At 70.1% G+C, this 17,860-nt stretch carries 17 protein-coding genes; 13 read left to right on the forward strand and 4 right to left on the reverse strand.

Annotated features, from left to right (window positions below):
* Positions 1 to 14 precede the first annotated feature (14 nt).
* A complete protein-coding gene (locus JIX55_RS30475; protein ID WP_257566443.1) occupies positions 15 to 431 on the reverse strand; it encodes a PLD nuclease N-terminal domain-containing protein in 417 nt (138 codons plus the stop codon).
* Positions 432 to 548: 117 nt separating this feature from the next.
* Between JIX55_RS30475 and JIX55_RS30480 the strand changes: the two genes are divergently transcribed.
* Entirely contained in the window at positions 549 to 2,000 is a 1,452-nt protein-coding gene (locus tag JIX55_RS30480; protein WP_257566444.1) for a menaquinone biosynthesis decarboxylase, read from the forward strand.
* Positions 1,997 to 2,899, forward strand: a complete 903-nt coding sequence (mqnP, locus tag JIX55_RS30485) for a menaquinone biosynthesis prenyltransferase MqnP (RefSeq protein WP_257566445.1) — start codon at positions 1,997 to 1,999, stop codon at positions 2,897 to 2,899. The genes JIX55_RS30480 and mqnP overlap by 4 nt, the downstream gene beginning before the upstream one ends.
* A 295-nt stretch (positions 2,900 to 3,194) precedes the next feature.
* Here mqnP and JIX55_RS30490 read toward each other — a convergent pair whose 3' ends face one another.
* Entirely contained in the window at positions 3,195 to 3,809 is a 615-nt protein-coding gene (locus JIX55_RS30490) for a rhomboid family intramembrane serine protease (RefSeq protein WP_257566446.1), read from the reverse strand.
* Between the two features lie 91 nt (positions 3,810 to 3,900).
* On the opposite strand from JIX55_RS30490, the gene JIX55_RS30495 reads away from it, so the two are divergent.
* From JIX55_RS30495 to JIX55_RS30520, 6 genes are all read left to right on the forward strand, one after another.
* Positions 3,901 to 4,599, forward strand: a complete 699-nt coding sequence (locus tag JIX55_RS30495; RefSeq protein WP_257566447.1) for a UbiX family flavin prenyltransferase — start codon at positions 3,901 to 3,903, stop codon at positions 4,597 to 4,599.
* Positions 4,600 to 4,688: 89 nt separating this feature from the next.
* Complete coding sequence (locus tag JIX55_RS30500) at positions 4,689 to 5,144, forward strand: Lrp/AsnC family transcriptional regulator (RefSeq protein WP_257566448.1); 456 nt, start codon at positions 4,689 to 4,691, stop codon at positions 5,142 to 5,144.
* Positions 5,145 to 5,190: 46 nt separating this feature from the next.
* The gene (gene mqnE, locus JIX55_RS30505) at positions 5,191 to 6,354 is read left to right on the forward strand and encodes an aminofutalosine synthase MqnE (RefSeq protein WP_257566449.1); all 1,164 of its coding nucleotides are present in this window, start codon (positions 5,191 to 5,193) and stop codon (positions 6,352 to 6,354) included.
* Positions 6,355 to 6,627: 273 nt separating this feature from the next.
* Entirely contained in the window at positions 6,628 to 7,152 is a 525-nt protein-coding gene (locus JIX55_RS30510) for a GNAT family N-acetyltransferase (protein ID WP_257566450.1), read from the forward strand.
* 118 nt (positions 7,153 to 7,270) lie between these two features.
* Positions 7,271 to 7,633, forward strand: coding sequence for a DUF4229 domain-containing protein (locus tag JIX55_RS30515; RefSeq protein WP_257569537.1), 363 nt, complete (start codon positions 7,271 to 7,273; stop codon positions 7,631 to 7,633).
* A 70-nt stretch (positions 7,634 to 7,703) separates the two neighbouring features.
* Entirely contained in the window at positions 7,704 to 8,363 is a 660-nt protein-coding gene (locus JIX55_RS30520) for a TetR/AcrR family transcriptional regulator (protein ID WP_257566451.1), read from the forward strand.
* Between the two features lie 100 nt (positions 8,364 to 8,463).
* On the opposite strand, the gene JIX55_RS30525 is transcribed toward JIX55_RS30520, so the two are convergent.
* Positions 8,464 to 9,429 carry a MaoC family dehydratase gene (locus JIX55_RS30525; protein ID WP_257566452.1) on the reverse strand — a complete coding sequence of 322 codons (966 nt, stop codon included), beginning with the start codon at positions 9,427 to 9,429 and terminating at the stop codon, positions 8,464 to 8,466.
* Between the two features lie 295 nt (positions 9,430 to 9,724).
* Here JIX55_RS30525 and JIX55_RS30530 point away from each other — a divergent pair, with 295 nt between their 5' ends.
* Positions 9,725 to 11,632 (forward strand): AMP-dependent synthetase/ligase, encoded by a 1,908-nt coding sequence (locus tag JIX55_RS30530; protein WP_257566453.1) that lies wholly within the window; start codon positions 9,725 to 9,727, stop codon positions 11,630 to 11,632.
* Positions 11,633 to 11,681: 49 nt separating this feature from the next.
* Here JIX55_RS30530 and JIX55_RS30535 read toward each other — a convergent pair whose 3' ends face one another.
* Positions 11,682 to 12,170: a hypothetical protein gene (locus JIX55_RS30535; RefSeq protein WP_257566454.1), complete on the reverse strand. Its 489-nt coding sequence runs from the start codon at positions 12,168 to 12,170 to the stop codon at positions 11,682 to 11,684.
* A gap of 141 nt (positions 12,171 to 12,311) precedes the next feature.
* Here JIX55_RS30535 and JIX55_RS30540 point away from each other — a divergent pair, with 141 nt between their 5' ends.
* From JIX55_RS30540 to JIX55_RS30555, 4 genes are all read left to right on the forward strand, one after another.
* Entirely contained in the window at positions 12,312 to 12,806 is a 495-nt protein-coding gene (locus JIX55_RS30540; protein WP_257566455.1) for a hypothetical protein, read from the forward strand.
* A 97-nt stretch (positions 12,807 to 12,903) separates the two neighbouring features.
* Positions 12,904 to 13,218: a CPCC family cysteine-rich protein gene (locus tag JIX55_RS30545; protein ID WP_257566456.1), complete on the forward strand. Its 315-nt coding sequence runs from the start codon at positions 12,904 to 12,906 to the stop codon at positions 13,216 to 13,218.
* Positions 13,215 to 13,946: a HEAT repeat domain-containing protein gene (locus tag JIX55_RS30550; RefSeq protein WP_257566457.1), complete on the forward strand. Its 732-nt coding sequence runs from the start codon at positions 13,215 to 13,217 to the stop codon at positions 13,944 to 13,946. Before JIX55_RS30545 ends, JIX55_RS30550 begins: the two co-directional genes overlap by 4 nt.
* Before the next feature lie 96 nt (positions 13,947 to 14,042).
* Positions 14,043 to 17,642 carry a HEAT repeat domain-containing protein gene (locus tag JIX55_RS30555; RefSeq protein WP_257566458.1) on the forward strand — a complete coding sequence of 1,200 codons (3,600 nt, stop codon included), beginning with the start codon at positions 14,043 to 14,045 and terminating at the stop codon, positions 17,640 to 17,642.
* Positions 17,643 to 17,860: the final 218 nt, after the last annotated feature.

The following is a 17,860-nucleotide window of genomic DNA, read 5'->3' on the forward strand; positions in this document are numbered from 1 at the left end:
GGGGTGCCGCCGGGCTAGTCCTCGCCGTCCTTCTTGTCGCCCTTGCCCCGCTTCTCGTCCTGATTGTCCTCCTGCCGCTTCAGCTCCTCCTCGCGGCGGCGCAGGTCGGCCTCCCAGCTCTTGAGCAGGGACTCGTCCTTCTTGTTGTCCTCGGCGAGGGACTTCAGGAACTCGGGGTTGTCGTCGGGGGCGACGTACTCCGTGCGGTGGTTGCGGTGCCACTCGGAGGGGGTGCGGCCGCCCGCGGGGACGTTGCGCAGCTTGCCGGCGGCGAGCCAGGCGATCGGGCCGACGATCCAGAAGAGCAGGATGATGAAGACCCAGGCGATCTTCGGCAAATGCTTCGCCTCGTCCTCGGGGGTGTTGAGGCAGTCGATGAAGGCGTAGATCGTCAGCGCCAGCGGCACGAGGTACATCAACACCCTGAGCATGGAACAGCCCCCTGGAAGCGGTGACGGGCCGCGTGTACCGGCCCCGGAAATTACGGCGGGACCGCGCGCCGGGCCCCGTGACGGGGTCAGGGTAGCCCCTCGGGGATACTTGGCCCCATGGCTTACGACGATCTTCGCTCCCTGCTCCGCGCACTGGAGCGCGAGGGCGATCTCAAGCGCATCAAGGCCGAAGTCGACCCGTATCTGGAGGTCGGGGAGATCGTCGACCGGGTCAACAAGGCCGGCGGCCCCGCCCTGCTCTTCGAAAACGTGAAGGGCTCCTCGATGCCCCTCGCGATGAACGTCTTCGGCACGGACCGCCGCCTGCTGAAGGCCCTCGGCCTCAAGTCGTACGGCGAGATCAGCGAGAAGATCGGCGGCCTCCTCAAGCCCGAGCTGCCGCACGGCTTCGTGGGCGTCCGCGAGGCCTTCGGGAAGCTCGGCGCGGTGGCCCACGTACCGCCGAAGAAGGTGAAGGAGGCCCCCGTACAGGAGGTGGTCCTCCAGGGCGACGACGTGGATCTGGAACAGCTTCCGGCGCTGTTCACCTGGCCCAAGGACGGCGGCTCCTTCTTCAACCTGGGGCTCACCCACACCAAGCACCCCGAGACCGGCGTACGCAACCTCGGCCTCTACCGCCTCCAGCGCCACGACAGGCGCACCATCGGCATGCACTGGCAGATCCACAAGGACAGCCGCAACCACTACCAGGTGGCCGCGAAGCGCGGCGAGCGACTGCCGGTCGCGATCGCCTTCGGCTGCCCGCCGGCGGTGACGTACGCCTCGACCGCGCCCCTCCCCGGTGACATCGACGAGTACCTGTTCGCCGGGTTCGTCGCGGGCAGGCGGATCGAGATGGTCGACTGCAAGACGGTGCCCCTGCAGGTGCCGGCGCAGGCGGAGGTCGTGATCGAGGGCTGGCTGGAGCCGGGCGAGATGCTCCCCGAGGGCCCGTTCGGCGACCACACCGGCTTCTACACCCCGCAGGAGCCGTTCCCGGCACTGAAGATCGACTGTGTGACGATGCGGAAGCGGCCGCTGCTCCAGTCGATCGTGGTCGGCCGTCCGCCGACGGAGGACGGGCCGCTGGGCCGGGCGACGGAACGCTTCTTCCTGCCGTTGCTGAAGATCATCGTCCCGGACATCGTGGACTACCACCTCCCCGAGGCGGGCGGCTTCCACAACTGCGCGATCATCTCGATCGACAAGAAGTACCCCAAGCACGCGCAGAAGGTCATGCACGCGATCTGGGGCGCCCACATGATGTCCCTGACGAAGCTGATCGTGGTGGTGGACTCCGACTGCGATGTCCACGACCTGCACGAGGTCGCCTGGCGCGCGCTGGGCAACACGGACTACGCCCGCGACCTCACGGTGGTCGAGGGCCCGGTGGACCACCTGGACCACGCCTCGTACCAGCAGTTCTGGGGCGGCAAGGCGGGCATCGACGCGACGAAGAAGTGGATCGAGGAGGGCTACACGCGGGACGGGGGCTGGCCGGACATGGTCGAGTCGGACCCGGCCACGGCGGCGCTCGTCGATCGCCGCTGGAAGGAATACGGCCTGTGAGCAGCGCATCGGCGGCGATCCCTCAGCCGGGCCGCACGAAGGCCTTCCTCCGCCTGGTGATGATCGAACACTCGATCTTCGCGCTCCCCTTCGCGTACATCGCCTCGCTCACGGCCATGTTCCAGATGGACGGCAACATCCACTGGGCACGGCTGCTCCTGGTCACCATCTGCATGGTGGGCCTGCGCACCTTCGCGATGGCGGTCAACCGGATCATCGACCGCGAGATCGACGCGCGGAACCCGCGCACGGCGCAGCGCGAGCTGGTGACGGGCGCGATGTCGGTCCGCCATGCCTGGACGGGTGCCCTGGTCGCGCTGGTGATCTTCCTCGGCGCGGCGGCCCTGCTCAACCCCCTCTGCCTGGCCCTGGCCCCCATCGCAGTGATCCCGATGGTGGTCTACCCCTACGGCAAACGCTTCACGAACTACCCCCAGGCGATCCTGGGCCTCGCCCAGGCGATGGGCCCGGTCGGCGGCTGGCTCGCCATCACGGGTTCCTGGTCCTGGGACGCGGTGATCCTCGGCCTGGCGGTGGGCATCTGGATCGGCGGCTTCGACCTCATCTACGCCTGCCAGGACGTCGACTCCGACCGCGAATCCGGCGTCCTGTCGGTCCCGGCCCGCTTCGGCATCCCGGCGGCGGTGTGGGCGGCGAGGGTCTGTCACGCCCTGACGACGGTGCTGTTCGTCTGGTACGCGGTGGTGACGGAGGCGGGTGCCTTCCTGTGGCTGGGACTGGCGATCGTCGCGGCCGCGTTCGTGTACGAGCACACGATCGTCCGCCCCCACGACTTGTCACGCCTGAACCGCGCGTTCTTCTCCGTCAACGGCTTCATCGGCATCGCCCTGTTCGCGTGCGCGCTGCTGGATCTGCTGGTGCGGGGGCTGACGCTGTAGCCGCGGCTTCGGGGTCGGGACTGTTTTTCTCGCCCCCGCCGCCCCTACCCTCCCCAGGGGCGCTGCCCCTTCGACCCCGAGGGGGGCTTGCGTGGTTGTTCGGGTGCGGGTGGTGTGTGGCTGGTCGCGCAGTTCCCCGCGCCCCTGAAAGATCAGGCCCCTGCGGGCCTGAAAGACGACGGCCCTGCGGGCCGAAAAGCACGGGGCACAGCCCCTGCTTTTCAGGGGCGCGGGGAACTGCGCGACCAGCCCCCACTCACCCGCACTCGCCCGACAATCTCAGCCTCCCGAGCTCTCAGGCGGCGACAGCCTGGCGGCGGCGGAACAAGAACGCCGCCACAACACCCGTCACCAGCCCGATCAGATGCCCCTGCCAGCTGACGCCGGCCTCGGTGGGGGCGATGCCGCCGAGGATGGCGCCGCCCCAGACCGCGGCGATCAGCACACCCACCGCGACCCCCAGCAGCCGGCGCTCGACGAAACCGGTGACCAGGAGGAAGCCGAAGAGACCGAAGACGACGCCGGAGGCGCCCGCCGTGTTGGTGTTGTCCGGGGATATCAGCCAGACCCCCAGGCCGTCCGCGACGATGATCAGCGCACAGACCGCGGCGAAGCGGCGCAGACCCCCGAGCGCCGAGAGGAACCCCAGCACCAGCAGCGGCACGCTGTTCGCGGCGACATGGCCGAAGCCGAAGTGGATGAACGCGGCGGGCACGACATCGACCAGCTCGGGCACCGAGCGCGGAATGATGCCGAAGTCGTCCAGCGCGTGGCCGCTCGCCACATCGATCACTTCGAGGATCCACAGCAGCGCCACCCAGCCCACCATCAGCTTGGCAGCGGCCCTCACACGGTCCCCGCGCGACCACTCCCGCTCCCGGCTCAGCGCCCCACGCACTCCACCAGCCATGTCGAACCCCCGACTCAACTCGTCCCCTGAGGGAAACGGCCGTGCCCCCTTGACCGGTTCCCGCTCCGCGGCGCCGGATAGGCTCGGTGTCGTGAACCCAGTCAAGCCAGGAGAGACGCCGCGTACGCCTTGGATCGTAGGGGTCTCCGGCGCATCCGGCACCCCATACGCCGCGGCCGTGCTGCGCGCGCTCCTCGCCGTCGGCGAGAGCGTCGACCTCGTGGTGTCCCGGGCCTCGCGACTGACCCTCCTGGACGAGACGGGAATCCCCTTCCGGGACGCGCACTGGCGTGACGACCTGCGGGAATGGCTCTCCCGTGGGGCCGACGGCAAACCGGGCACCTTCCCGGTCGACATCGACGGCGACCGCGTACGGCACTGGAGCGCCGGCGACCTGGCCGCCGGACCGTCCTCGGGCTCGTACCCCGTCAAGGGGATGCTGATCGTCCCCGCGTCGACGGCATGTGTGGCGGGCGTCGCGCTGGGCCTGAGCAAGGACCTGCTCCAACGGGCCGCGAGCGTGACCCTCAAGGAGCGCCGGCGCCTCGTCGTCGCCGTACGCGAGACCCCGTTGAACGGGCAGACACTGCGGCATCTGGTGACCCTGGACGACGCGGGCGCGACCGTACTGCCCGCCTCCCCGGCCTTCTACGCGGGGGCCACACACATCCAGGACCTGGTGGACTTCGTCGCCGGACGAGTGCTGGACGCGGCGGGCGTCCCGCACACCCTGTACCGGCGCTGGGAGGGCGACGTCGGCGGGGCGCGCGCCCCGCACACGGCCAGCTGAGCGGCGGGCGCTCATCCTTCACCCGCCACAACCCGCACCACCCTCATCTCACCCACAACGCAACTCTTCAGCGGAAGGCAACCGATCGCATGGACGCGGTGGACAGGCAGCTCATCCAGGCCCTGAGGGAGAACGGCCGGGCCTCCTACGCGGAGCTGGGACGCCTCGTCGGCCTGTCGGGACCCAGTGTCACCGACCGCATCAACCGGCTGGAGGCGGCCGGTGTCATCACCGGCTATCGCGCCACCGTCAACGCGGCCTCCCTCGGCCTCGGCGTGACCGCGCTCATCGGCATCTCGCTCTCCGACGCCGTCGACCACGAGGACGTGGCGCACCGGCTGCGGGACCTGGCCGAGATCGAGGACTGCTGGTTCATCGCGGGTGACGACTCGTTCATGCTCAAGGTGCGCGCCCCCGACGTCGACGGCCTGGAGAAGACCATCCGCCGGCTCTCCGGCACGAAGGGCGTCTCCCGTACCCGTACGACCATCGTGCTCTCCACGAAGTGGGAGAACCGGGTGGGTGAGCTGCCGGAGGAGGAGTAGGGGGCGGGGCGTACGGTTTACAGGGTCTTCGGAGAAAGGTGTGAGCATGGACGTCGGGCTCAAGCGCGAGCTGGAGGACAAGGTCCGGGCCGGTGAGCGGCTGACCCGCGAGGACGGCATCGCGCTGTACGAGTCGGACGACCTGGCCTGGCTGGGCGGGCTGGCGCACGAGGTGCGGACGCGGAAGAACGGCGACGTCGTCCACTTCAACGTCAACCGCCACCTCAACATGACCAACGTGTGCACCGCCTCCTGCGCGTACTGCTCCTTCCAGCGCAAGCCGGGGGAGAAGGACGCGTACACGATGCGCATCGAGGAGGCGGTGAAGCTCGCCAAGGCGATGGAGGGCGAGAACCTCACCGAGCTGCACATCGTCAACGGCCTGCACCCCAACCTGCCGTGGCGCTACTACCCGCGCTCCCTGAAGGAACTGAAGGCCGCCCTCCCGAACGTGTCCCTGAAGGCCTTCACGGCCACGGAGATCCACCACTTCGAGACGATCAGCGGCCTCTCGGCCTCCGAGATCCTGGACGAACTGATCGAAGCGGGCCTGGAGTCGCTCACGGGCGGCGGCGCGGAGATCTTCGACTGGGAGGTCCGACAGCACATCGTCGACCACCGCACCCACTGGGAGGACTGGTCGCGGATCCACCGCCTGGCGCACGAGAAGGGCCTCAAGACGCCCTGCACCATGCTCTACGGCCACATCGAGGAGCCGCGCCACAGGGTGGACCACGTCCTGCGGTTGAGGGAACTGCAGGACGAGACGAACGGCTTCCAGGTCTTCATCCCCCTGCGCTACCAGCACGACTTCGTGGACATGAAGGACGGCAAGGTACGCAACCGCCTCCAGGCGCGGACGCAGATGGCGACGGGCGCCGAGGCCCTGAAGACCTTCGCGGTGTCGCGGCTGTTGTTCGACAACGTCCCCCACGTCAAGGTCTTCTGGGTCATGCACGGCGTCCAGACCGCCCAGCTGGCGCTCCAGCACGGCGCCGACGACATGGACGGATCGGTCGTCGAGTACAAGATCACCCACGACGCGGACAACTACGGCACGCCGAACAAACTCACCCGCGAGGACCTGCTGGACCTCATCCGGGACGCCGGCTTCCGCCCGGTCGAACGGAACACGAGGTACGAAGTGATCCGCGAATACGACGGCCCGGACCCGTCCCGCCGAGAATCCCCCCAGCCGATGCGAGTCTGAGCCGGACCGGTCGATTCGTCCGCGGCCGGGTGGGGGCTTGTCGCGCGTTTCCCCGCGCCCTCAACAGCATGGGTCGCGCCCGGGGCTCTTCAGGGGCGCGGGGAACTGCGCGATCAACCACGACGAACCCGCACCCGCCACCCAACGGAACCCCCCGAGCTATAAGGCGCCCAAGGGGGTCGAAGGGGCACAGCCCCTGGGGATGGGAACGGGTAGGGGCGGCGGGGGCGAGACCCCTTGAGACGAGCCGCACGTAATGGCTACTGTCCCCACATGCCCCTTACGTTCCACCTGGACCCACCCCTCACCCCAGCCCTCCACGACGGCATCCTCACCCTCTGGACAGACGTCTCCAACGCCGGCGGAGCCGTGGGCTTCGTCCCCCCGGTCACACGGGAGGCGATACGCCCGGAACTCCTCCAGCACCTCACCGCCATGGCGGAGGGCAGACACCGCCTCCTCCTCGGCCTCGACGAGCACGGCACCCCCGCGGCCACCGCCTTCTTCAGCTTCAACACCCACCGCCTGATGGCCCACTGGGTATGGCTGTACACGGTGATGGTGCACCCGTCCCACCAGGGCAAGGGGTACGGCCGTGAGCTGCTGGCGGCGGCGGAGAAGGAGGCCCGCGGGTTCGAGGGGATCCAGGCCGTTCGGCTGACCTGCCGGGGCGGCCTCGGGCTCGAGCACTTCTACGCGTCCTGCGGCTACAAGGAGGTCGGCCGAGTCCCCGGCGCCATCCGCGTGGCTCCGGACGACCACCGGGACGACATCACGATGCTGCTGCCCCTGACGTGAAACGGCCCGGCCCCGCCCGGAGGGCCCCGCACCCCCCTGCAAGATCGCACGCCGACCGTGCTTCACTGGACGATGCCCTTGGGCCATGTCCGAAACGGAAACGGAAGAGTGGATTGAGATGCTCCGCTACACACTGATGCGCCTCGGTATCTTCGTGGGCTGCTTCGTGGTCGTCTGGGCCCTCGTCTACTCCGGCGTCGCCCCGCGCGGCCTCGGCGCCTCCAACGGCATGTGGATGGTCGTCCTCTCGCTCCTGGTCTCCGCGCCGATCAGCTTCGTCGCCCTCCGCAAGGAGCGCGACCGGGCCTCCGCCCGGATCGCCCCCCGCCTCGACCGCTCGATCGACCGCGTCAAGTCCAACCTCGCGGCCAACCGCAGCCAGGAGGACGAGGCCGACGACGAGGCGAGGACCACGGCGAGGACCACGGCGACGCCCGAGGCGGCCAAGACCGCCGAGCCGACGTCGGGCCAGGTTTCGTAGGACCGTAGGAGAGGTCGCCCCGCCCGACGCCCAGGTCCGTACCCGCCGTCGGAACCGTACGCTTGCCCGCATGGGTGCTGTGAAGAGCAAACGGATGCCCCGCGCGGTGCGGGAACAGCAGATGCTGGACGCGGCGGTGCGGACGTTCGGGCAGCGTGGCTACCGGGCCGCGTCGATGGACGAGATCGCCGAACTGGCGGGCGTGTCCAAGCCGTTGGTCTATCTGTACCTGAACTCCAAGGAAGACCTCTTCACAGCCTGCATCCGCCGCGAGGCGAAGGCGCTCACCACCGCCGTACGCGCGGGCGTGAACCCCGACCTGCCCGCCGACCGCCAACTCTGGGAAGGGCTGCGGGCGTTCTTCACGCACACCGCGCGCAACCCGGACGCGTGGGCCGTGCTGCATCTCCAGGCCCGTACGCACGGCGAACCGTTCGCCGCCGAAGTGGCGGCGATGCGGGAGGAGATGGTGGCGTTCGTGACCGGGCTGATCCTGGTCGCCGCGCGGGAGGCCCGCCGCGACCCGTCCCTGCCCGAGCGGGAGGTCGCCGGCCTCGCCGAGGGCCTGGTCGGCGCCGCCGAGGCCCTCGCCGCCTGGGCCAACGCGACGCCCGGCATCACGGCCAGGCAGGCCGCCGCCACCCTCATGAACTTCGCCTGGGCCGGGTTGGGTGACCTGATGGAAGGGCGTCCCTGGACACCGCCGAGCGCGAGAGAAATCGGGGCGTGACCGGCCGATGAAGAGCAGGGGCGCAGCCCCTGCTCCTCGGGGGCGCGGGGAACTGCGCGACCAGCCCCCACTCACCCGCACCCGAACGACGAATGTGTGCTCAGGCGACGAGCGGGTACACGTGGCCCCTCACGTGGAGCCGTTCCCCGGCCGGGGCGGGGGCGTCATCGGCCGAACCGCGGAGGCCGCCGCTCCGGAGTTCGAAGCCGCCCCATGCCTGTCCGTCCGCCGCGTAGGTGACCGTGCTCGGCAGCGGTACCGGCGCCCGGAACTCCGCGCGGACGAGGGTCGCCGGGGGCGTGCCGTGCTCGGCGAGGCAGCGGGCCACGGTCCACATGCCGTGCGCGATGGCCCGGGGAAAGCCGAACAGGCGGGCGCCGAGCGGATGGAGGTGGATCGGGTTGCGGTCGCCCGACACCGCCCCGTACCGCCGCCCGACATCCCCCGCCAACCGCCACTCGGCGACCGCGGGCAACGGCTCGCGCTCATCCCGGGGCCGCCCGCTCCCGCCGGTCCGTGCGTCTTCGCTCCGCCGGTGCCGGGCCAGATACGTGCTCCGCGACTCCCAGGCGACCCCGCGGTCACCCCCGTCTCCGTCCCGCACCTCGGTCACCACCGTCGCCTCGGTGCCCCGCCGATGGGGCGCCAACTCGTCGACGTACACGGTGATCTCGTACTCCCCGGTGGCGGGCAGCCGTCGCCGCCGGGTGATCTCGATCGAGGTGTGGACGAGCCCGAGGAGGGGGAGCGGGAAGTCCCGGCCGGACATGATCCGCATGGTGAGCGGGAAGCCGAGGACGTGCGGATACGTCAGCGGGACGGCGTCCTCCCCGGTGGGGAACCCGCAGACGCGCTCGTAGGCCGCGAGCCGGGCGAGGTCGATCCGGACGCCGGGGAGTACCAGCCGGGCGAACCGGGTGGAGTGAGCGGGTCCGGTGGTGGTGCCGGTGTCGTACCGGGCGGCCGCGCGGGGGAGTCTGAGGCTCTTGCAGGGGGAGAGGAGGGCGCCCCGGGCGAGCAGGGGGCTGAGGGAGGGCGGGCCGGTGAGGGTGAGGGTGTGGTGCATCGGGCGGCTTCCCCTTCCTCGCGCCGGGCTCCGCTCCTCGCGCCGGACTCCGCTGCCTTACTCGCCAGTCAGGTTACCTGAGGTAATGGGCTGGTGGGGCAGCTGCGGAACCCAGGAGCTGAACGACCCTCAGGTAACTTGGTACGCCCTTGACCTGCGGATGAGCCGCGCGCGGGCGGCCGGCGACACTGCACATCCCCGGCCCGGTTCCATCTCCGGACCATCGCGATACTCACACCAACCTCACACAGCGGCCCCGTACGATCCGGGCACACCGAACGCCCAGGAGCCGCCCGTGTCCAGCCTCGAACGCACCGAACCCGCGCTGGCGGAACCCGAGTTGAAGCGGCTGGACGGCATCGTGCGGGAGGCGTACGTCCCCGCGCTCGCCGCGCCCGTGACGTACGGCTCGCTCGCGGACATCCCGTTCGACAACGCGGCCCACGAGCCCGACTCCGTGGTCCTCAGCCGCAAGGATCGCGGTGCGGACGGCGACGGCCGGTGGCGGGACGTGACGGCGGCGGAGTTCGCGGCCGAGGTGCTCGCGCTGGCCAAGGGCCTGATCGCCGAGGGCCTGATGCCGGGTGACCGTATCGCGATCATGGCGCGGACGACGTACGAGTGGACGCTCCTGGACTTCGCGGCCTGGGCGGCGGGCCTGGTGACGGTCCCCGTCTATCCGACCTCCTCCGTCTTCCAGACCCGCTGGATCCTCCAGGACTCGGGCGCGGTGGCGCTCGCCGTGGAGACCGCCGGCCAGGCCGCCGCCCTCGGCCCCGAACGCGACCGCATCCCCGACCTGCGCCACATGTGGGTCTTCGACAAGGGCCACATGGACCGGCTCGCCGAGCTGGGCCGGGACGTGTCCGACCAGGAAGTGGCCGTACGGCGAGGGGTGTTGGGCCCCGACACCCTGGCGACCCTGATCTACACCTCGGGCACGACCGGCCGCCCCAAGGGCTGCGCCCTCACCCACGGCAACTTCTGCGCCGAGGTCGACAACGCGATCGACCTCCTCTACCCCATCTTCCGTGCGAGGACGGACGAGGAGGCCTCCACTCTTCTCTTCCTCCCCCTCGCCCATGTCTTCGGCCGCATGGTGGCGATCGCCTGTATGCGGGCGCGGATCCGGGTCGGCCACTCGCCGAGCTTCCGCACGGAGGACCTGCTCGCGGACCTGAAGTCGTTCAAGCCGACGTTCCTGCTGCTGATCCCCTACGTCCTGGAGAAGGTCTACAACTCGGCGCGGGCGGCGGCCGAACGCATGGGCCGCGCCTCGTCGTACGACCGCGCCTCCGCCGTGGCCCGCCGCTACGGCGAGGCGCTGGAAGCGGAACAACACGGCACCGGCCCCGGCCCGAGCGCGTTCCTCAAGGCGGCCCGCGCCTTCTACGACCCCCTGGTCTACCGCCGCATCCGCAACGCGCTGGGCGGGCGAGTCCGTCAGGTCATCTGCGGCGGCAGCCCTCTCGGCCGCCGCCTGGCCGCCTTCTACGCGGGCGCGGGGATCGACGTCTTCGAGGGCTACGGCATGACGGAGACGACGGCCGCCGTGACCGTCACCCCGCCCAACCGTCCCCGCCTGGGCACGGTCGGCCGCCCCCTCCCCGGCACCCGGGTCCGCATAGCCGCCGACGGCGAGATCCTCCTCCACGGCGGCCAGATCTTCCGCGGCTACTGGGACCCCCGGGCCGGCGGAGTGGTCCCGGCGGGCCCCGACGGCTGGTTCGCCACCGGCGACATGGGCCAGCTGGACGACGAGGGCTATCTGACAATCACCGGCCGCAAGAAGGAGATCCTGGTCACCGACAGCGGCAAGAACGTGGCCCCGGCCCCCCTGGAGAACTGGCTCCGCTCCCACCCCCTGATCGCCCACGCCATGATCGTGGGCGACCGCCGCCCCTACGTCACCGCCCTCCTCACCCTCGACCCCGAAGGCATCATCCACTGGCGCCAGATGAACGCCAAACAGGACATCCCCCTCGAAGACCTGTCCGCGGACCCGGACTTGCGGGCCGTCCTCCAACGCGCCGTGGACGAGGCGAACCGCCTGGTCTCCCGCCCGGAATCCATCCGCAGGTTCACGGTCCTGCCCGGGGGTTTCACGGAGGAGGCGGGCCACCTGACCCCGTCGATGAAGCTGCGACGGGAAGTGGTGGAGAAGGCATTCGGGGCGGAGATCGAGGAGCTGTACGGAAAGTAGAGGCGCGCAGCAGGAGGCAGCCGTGGGAAGCAGCCGTAGCGCCGCCGCCCTAACCCTGGTCGCCCGCCGCCGGATCACCCTCCCCCAGCCCGACCCACCAGTACCCGTCGTCCTTGACCAGCAGCAACTCCTGCTGCTGGTCGGTCTTCTCGTAGGTGAGCCGGATGGCGTTGAAGTAGTCGACGGACCCGGCCGGCACGGTGACGTCGACGTGCCCGCGGGCCCCCTCGCCGAACTCCCGCACATGCTCGTAGGCCTCGGACCGGGCCCCGCTGTACGCGGGCCCGGCAAGCTCCGCGAGCCCTTCCACGTCACCGGCCTTGAGTCGCTGCACGTACACCCGCATGACGGTCTCGACGTCCTCGGCGGTCTCCTGGACATCGGGGTACTTCGACTTCTCGGCCCGCACGGTCACATCGACCTTGGGCGAGTCGGCGAGCGCGTACGGCGCCCGGAACCAGTTCCACCACACGACACCGGCGACCCCGAGCACGACGGCCAGCCCGCCGCAGCACAGCAGGATGCCCCGCTTCTTCATCAGTTCCGTCCCTCTCGACCAGTCCCTCGGCCACTCCCTCCTGGAGAGTCGTTTCAGCCGGGTTCGGTTGTACGCCGCACCCGAACTTCCCTGCTCAACGACCCTTTGCCCGCACAGGGAAGGCCGATACCATGCGCCCGCATGGACCGAAGACGCGTGACACATCTGCTGTCCTCGAAGTGGGGAAAGCTCTGCACGGCCTGCATGCTCCTGGCCGCCGTCATGTGGGGCTGGTCCGCTGTGTGGACCTTCAGATCGTTGGGCGAGGACCACGGCGGCGCGGACCACCTCCTGTCCGCCGCACTGGCCGTGTCCGTGGTCGGGCTCCTCTTCCTCGGCCTTCACGAGCAGCACGTGCGGCATCAGCGCGGAGAGTCCGAGGCCCTCGGCGCACGCCAAGTACTCGACCACATACGCTCCCTGCGCACCTCGGCCAACGGAAAGATCGCCATCGCGCTGATCGCCCTCGGCGTCGCGGCCTGGGCCTACGCGTGGGTGGTCGTGCGGTGGCTGGGCTGGGAGATACCGGGGGTGCCGGATGCGGCGGACAACGGGGGACTGATCGTGCGGGCTGGGACGCTCGCTTGCGCGATCGCGGGCATCTTCGCGGCGACGCACTTCAAGGAACGCCGCTGAGCCACCCTGATCAAGCCTGAGTTGTCCCCTCTGTCGGGTCTTCCACAGGTCCTCAAACGCATGGCGCCCGGACCGGCCCGTCGATGAGACTGCGCGGATGAGCCACCGCCATCCCTGTCCTTGCTGCGGGCATCTCGTTCTGGACGAGATGCCCGGCTCGTACGAGATCTGCCCCGTCTGCTTCCGGGAGGACGACGGGGTCCAGTTCCGCTGGCCGACCATGGCCGGCGAGGCGAACAAGATCTCCCTGATCGAGGCCCCGCGCAACCACCAGGACATCGGTGCCTGTGACCAGCACAGTCGGCAGTTCGTCCGACCCCCGACGGTGGACGAGCCGCTCGATCCGGCCTGGCGCCCGATCGACCTCGCGCGCGACTCCCTCCCCACCTACTGGCGCCGGGACCACTCATGACCTCTCACGTCGAGAGACTCGTCCAGCGGCTCGACCACTCGGCCGGCCCGTCCTACGACGCCCGCGCGGAACTGATCTACATCGGCTCCGACGCCATCCCCGCCCTCATCGACGGACTGCCCTCCCTCGGCGGGTTCGGCCTGCTGACCGCCATCGAGGTCTTCGAGGAGGTGGGCGATCCCCGCTGCGGCCCCGCCCTCATCGGACTGCTCGACAGCGACAACCCGACCGTCCGCGAATGGGCGGCCATGGCCCTTGCCGGCCTGGAGATCGATGGCGCGGTCGAGCCCCTGCGCCGCGCCTACCGCGCCTGCCTGGAACGGGCGATCCCACCCGACTGGACCGAGCCCGGCGGCATCCGCTGGGCCCTGACCGAACTCGGCGCCCGCACCCCTTTCATCCCGCCGCTCACCGCACGCCTGCGCGCCGCCGGTGCGGAGGATGCCCCCGGCTGGCCCTCGGCCCACTTCACCGAGATCGTCAACGACCTGGCCGACCACGCCCAGCTGATCCTCCACTCCCAGTTCTGGCGGGTGCGCGGCGATCACACGTACGGGATCTCCGGAAGCAACCTCGACTGGGAGCTCGACTGGACGGAGCCATGGGAGCACCTGGTCGAGGAGGCCCGCACCTGGTCCCTCCTGGAAGCCGCGGAGGCCCCCGTCGGTGAGGACATCTTCGTCGCCGTCACCTGGATCGACCACGCCGACCTGCACCCGGAAAGGTGATCCCATGCCGCTCCGGAGCAGCGACGGACGTTCGGCCCGGCTGTGTGTGTCGTATGCGCAGGGCCCAAGCCACGCCGTTGAGTTACCGTCCTGAACATGGGGCGGGACGGGAATCATGTGGATGCCGGTGGTGAGGGTGCGATCGGGGCCGGGCGGGATGTACACGCCGCCACGACCGGGGACAACAGCCCGGTCACCTACGTCGGCAGGCAGTACGTGCGACAGACCGTCGCCGCTCCGGAATCGTCCCCGCCGAGCGCCGATCAGGTCGACGCGGCGCTGCGCAGGTACGCCGTACGCGTGCGCGAGTGCTACGGGCGGCTGGACCTGGACGTGTTGATCCCCACGGAGGAGGGGGAGCATCCGCCGGTCGGGCTGAACGAGGTGTTCGTGCCGCCGTCGGTACGGGCGGATCCACCGCCGCTGGAACTGCCCCAGGACCTCCGTCGACGGCTCGTCGACTCCGGGGACTGGCCGGTCGGCCTGCCTTCCGGGCTGGGCCGGGACGCGAGGGAAGCGCTGGAGCGCGCCCGGCAGGCCTACGCGGAGCGCCCCGCGTCGGACGTCCTCGACGTACTGGCGGATCCGGAGGCCGACCGCGTCGTCCTGCTGGGCGACCCCGGCGCGGGCAAGTCGACGCTCGCCCGCCATCTGGCTCTCGTGCTCACCGAGGCCGAAGGTGTCGAGGCCGGTGGTGTCGAGGCCGGTGGTGACGAGCCCGATGACCCCCTGCGGTCGCTCGCCGACCGGGTGCCCCTCGTCGTCGAGCTTCGTGAGTACGCCGCGGGACCCTGGTGGGACTTGACCTTCGAGGACTTCCTCAAGTACCTGCACAGCACCAAGGGCATGGCGCCCCCGCCCTCGGTCACGGAACGGCTCCTGGCGGAGGGGCGCGCCGTCGTCGTCTTCGACGGGCTCGACGAACTCTTCGACCCCGCCGCCCGCCAGCAGGTCGGCCATCGCATCGCGGACTTCGCCGGCCGTCATCGGGACGCCGGGGTTCGGGTCGTGGTCACCTCACGGGTCATCGGCTACCAGCGTGGTGTCCTGGAGAGCGCGGGCTTCAGGCACTTCATGATCCAGGACCTGGACGAGGACCGGATCGACGAGTTCGCCTGGCGGTGGTACGCGACCTCGTGCCCGCACGACGAGGACCGCGCGGAACGTCTGTACGAGCGCCTCATGGACGCAGTCACCCGTTCCCGTCCCGTGCGTGAACTCGCCGGGAATCCCCTGCTGTTGACGATCCTCGCCATCATCGGGCGGAGACGCGAACTCCCCCGCGACCGTCAGGGCGTCTACCGCCACGCGGTCGCCGTCCTGATCGCCCACTGGGACGAGCATGCCAAGAACCTGCGAGCGCCCGAAGACGTCGAGGCCCTGTCGTATCTCGGCGACGAGGACCGCCACGAGCTGCTACGACTCGTCGCCCGACGCATGCAGGACGGCGAGGACGGCATCGCGGGCAACCACATCCACCAGGACGTCCTCCTGGCCACCTTCAAGGACTACCTCCGCGAGCAGTACGAACTCCCCGTGGCCCAGGCGGTGTCGGCCGCCCGGACGATGGTCCGCCAGTTCCGGGAGCGGAACTTCATCCTCAGCCACTACGGGGGCGGGGTGTACGGCTTCGTCCACCGGGCCTTCCTCGAATACCTGGCCGCCGAGGACATCGACCGCCGCTACACGCGCTACCGAGAGTGGACCCCGGAGGAGTTCATCGAGCGGATCTTCGTCCGTCACGCCCATGATCCGGCCTGGCATGAGGTGCTGTTGCTGCTGGTGGGACAGGTGGGCGAGCCGGAGGCCGCCGCCGCGATCGACCGGCTGCTGGTCATGCACCGGCGCCGGAACATCGTGACGGAGGCCCGGCTGCTGGTGCTGGCGGCGCGGGCACTGGCGGAGGTGCGGCGGATCGGGGCGGTCGGGGCGCAGAGCCGGGGGGTGGTGGACTCGGTGATCAGGAGCTTCGAGAACGTCGACGGTTGGTGGACGTTGCTGCACGACAAGGAGGACATCGCGTTCGTCCTGAGCACCTTCCCGGAGCGCTGGAGCGGGCGGGCACGGTTCCTTCGGTGGTTCCATGTGCGGGGCCAGTTCGGCATGTCCACGGACATGTCGGGGCTGGTGGCCTGCGGTCTCTACCCGGGGCAGGCATGTCTCGTGATGGCGGTGCACGCCCCCTCCAGCGCGGTGCGCGTCTGGATGCTCCGGGTGCTGGCCGACGACTGTGACCCCGAAGACGCCGAACACATCGCGGACACCGGAATCGACTTTCCCGCCCTGCTCCGGGACCGGGCGGCGGCGGACCCCGACGAGGAGGTACGGGAAACCGCGCTGCGACTTCTCACCGAATACGACGATGTCGACGGTGCGGTCGAAGTCCTGCTTCGAGAACGTTCGGTCGCCGACCCGGAGGTAAGGATCCGAGCCCTTGCTCTGTTCCTGTTGCGAGAGTACGAGAGCGTGGGGAGCGACGCCTGGGCGCCGATCTCCGCCATGGCCGAATCCGCGCTCTCCGCAGCCGACCGTGGTGCGGCTGTGCAGGCGCTGGCGGATTACCGGGACGACGAGCGCACATGGGCACTGCTGCGCCGCCTCGCGGCCGAGGACCCGTCCAAGCAGGTTCGCTATGACGCACTCATCTGCATCGAACGGGCGCGCGGCAATGAGGCCGAGACACGGGCACTGCGCCGTAACCGTGCAGCGAAGGATCCGGACGTCGTCGTCCGCCGGCTGGCCCTGCGCCTCCTGAGCGACCGGCAGGACAGATGGCCACCCATCCGACTCCTCGCCGTCGAGGACGAGGATCCGCGCATACGAGAAGCCGCAGTCGAGGGGCTGAGCGAACTGTGGCCGGACGAGGCCGACACATGGGAGCTGCTGCGCCGCATCGCCGTCGCGGACCCGGACCCGGCTGTACGTGGGGAAGCCTGCGTCCAACTCGGGAGGAGAGCGGACGAACAGCCCGACGCGTGGGAGTTTCTCCGCGGCCGGGTCATCGAGGAATCCGATGGCGATGCCCGGGGGAGTGCGTTCCGGGGCCTGCTCATGCTGAGCGGGCAAAAGGCCGACATCTGGGACTTCCTGCGCGGCCGTTCCGTCGACGACCCCGATGACGGCGTACGAGCGACCGCGTTGAGCGAACTGTGCGAACACCGGAGCGACGAAGCCGAGACGTGGCACCTGGCGCTCGCCCGCCTGACCTCGGACCCACATCCGCGCGTACGCAAGGAGCTACTGACGTCGCTACGCCACTACAACCGCGACGAGTCCGACCTGTGGCCCCGAGTCCACGAGCGCGCGACCGCCGACCCCGACGCCTCCGTCCGCGCCGCCGCCCTGCGCCTGCTCGCCACGGCCGACGGCGACGCCCCGACCACCCGCGAACTGATCCGCGACCGTACGACCGCCGACCCCGATCCCGGCATCCGAGCCGACGCGCTTCGCTGGTGGGCCGTGTACGAGAAGGGCGACCCCGGGGCCGAACTCCTCCGAGACCGCGCCACCACCGACCCCGACCCCACGGTCCGTACCGCGGCCCTCCAGTCCCTCGCCCACGGCTGGCCCGCCCACCCCGCGACGCTCCCCCTCCTGCGCGAGCGGATCGAGACGGACGAGGCCGTACGGGACGAGGTCACGCGGGCCCTGGCCGCCGCCGAGGCCCTGGCGCCGATTGCCGACCGACTGCCCTGACAGCCTGCCCCACAGCGCCGGAATCCGAACTCCGCCCCAATTCCCAGGACCACCCCGACCGTAATACGGGAAACGGCACCGACGCTTTTGGCGTGACGCCGCTGCCCGATCGGCGTCGACAGAGCCATCGTGGAAAAATTTCCGGCGGGCCCGCCGACGTCGAGTCCTCAGGATTTCCACATTCCGTGCGCGGAATTTCTGCCTCGACTTCGCCCTCT

The organism is Streptomyces sp. DSM 40750 (assembly GCF_024612035.1).
Lineage (GTDB): Bacteria > Actinomycetota > Actinomycetes > Streptomycetales > Streptomycetaceae > Streptomyces.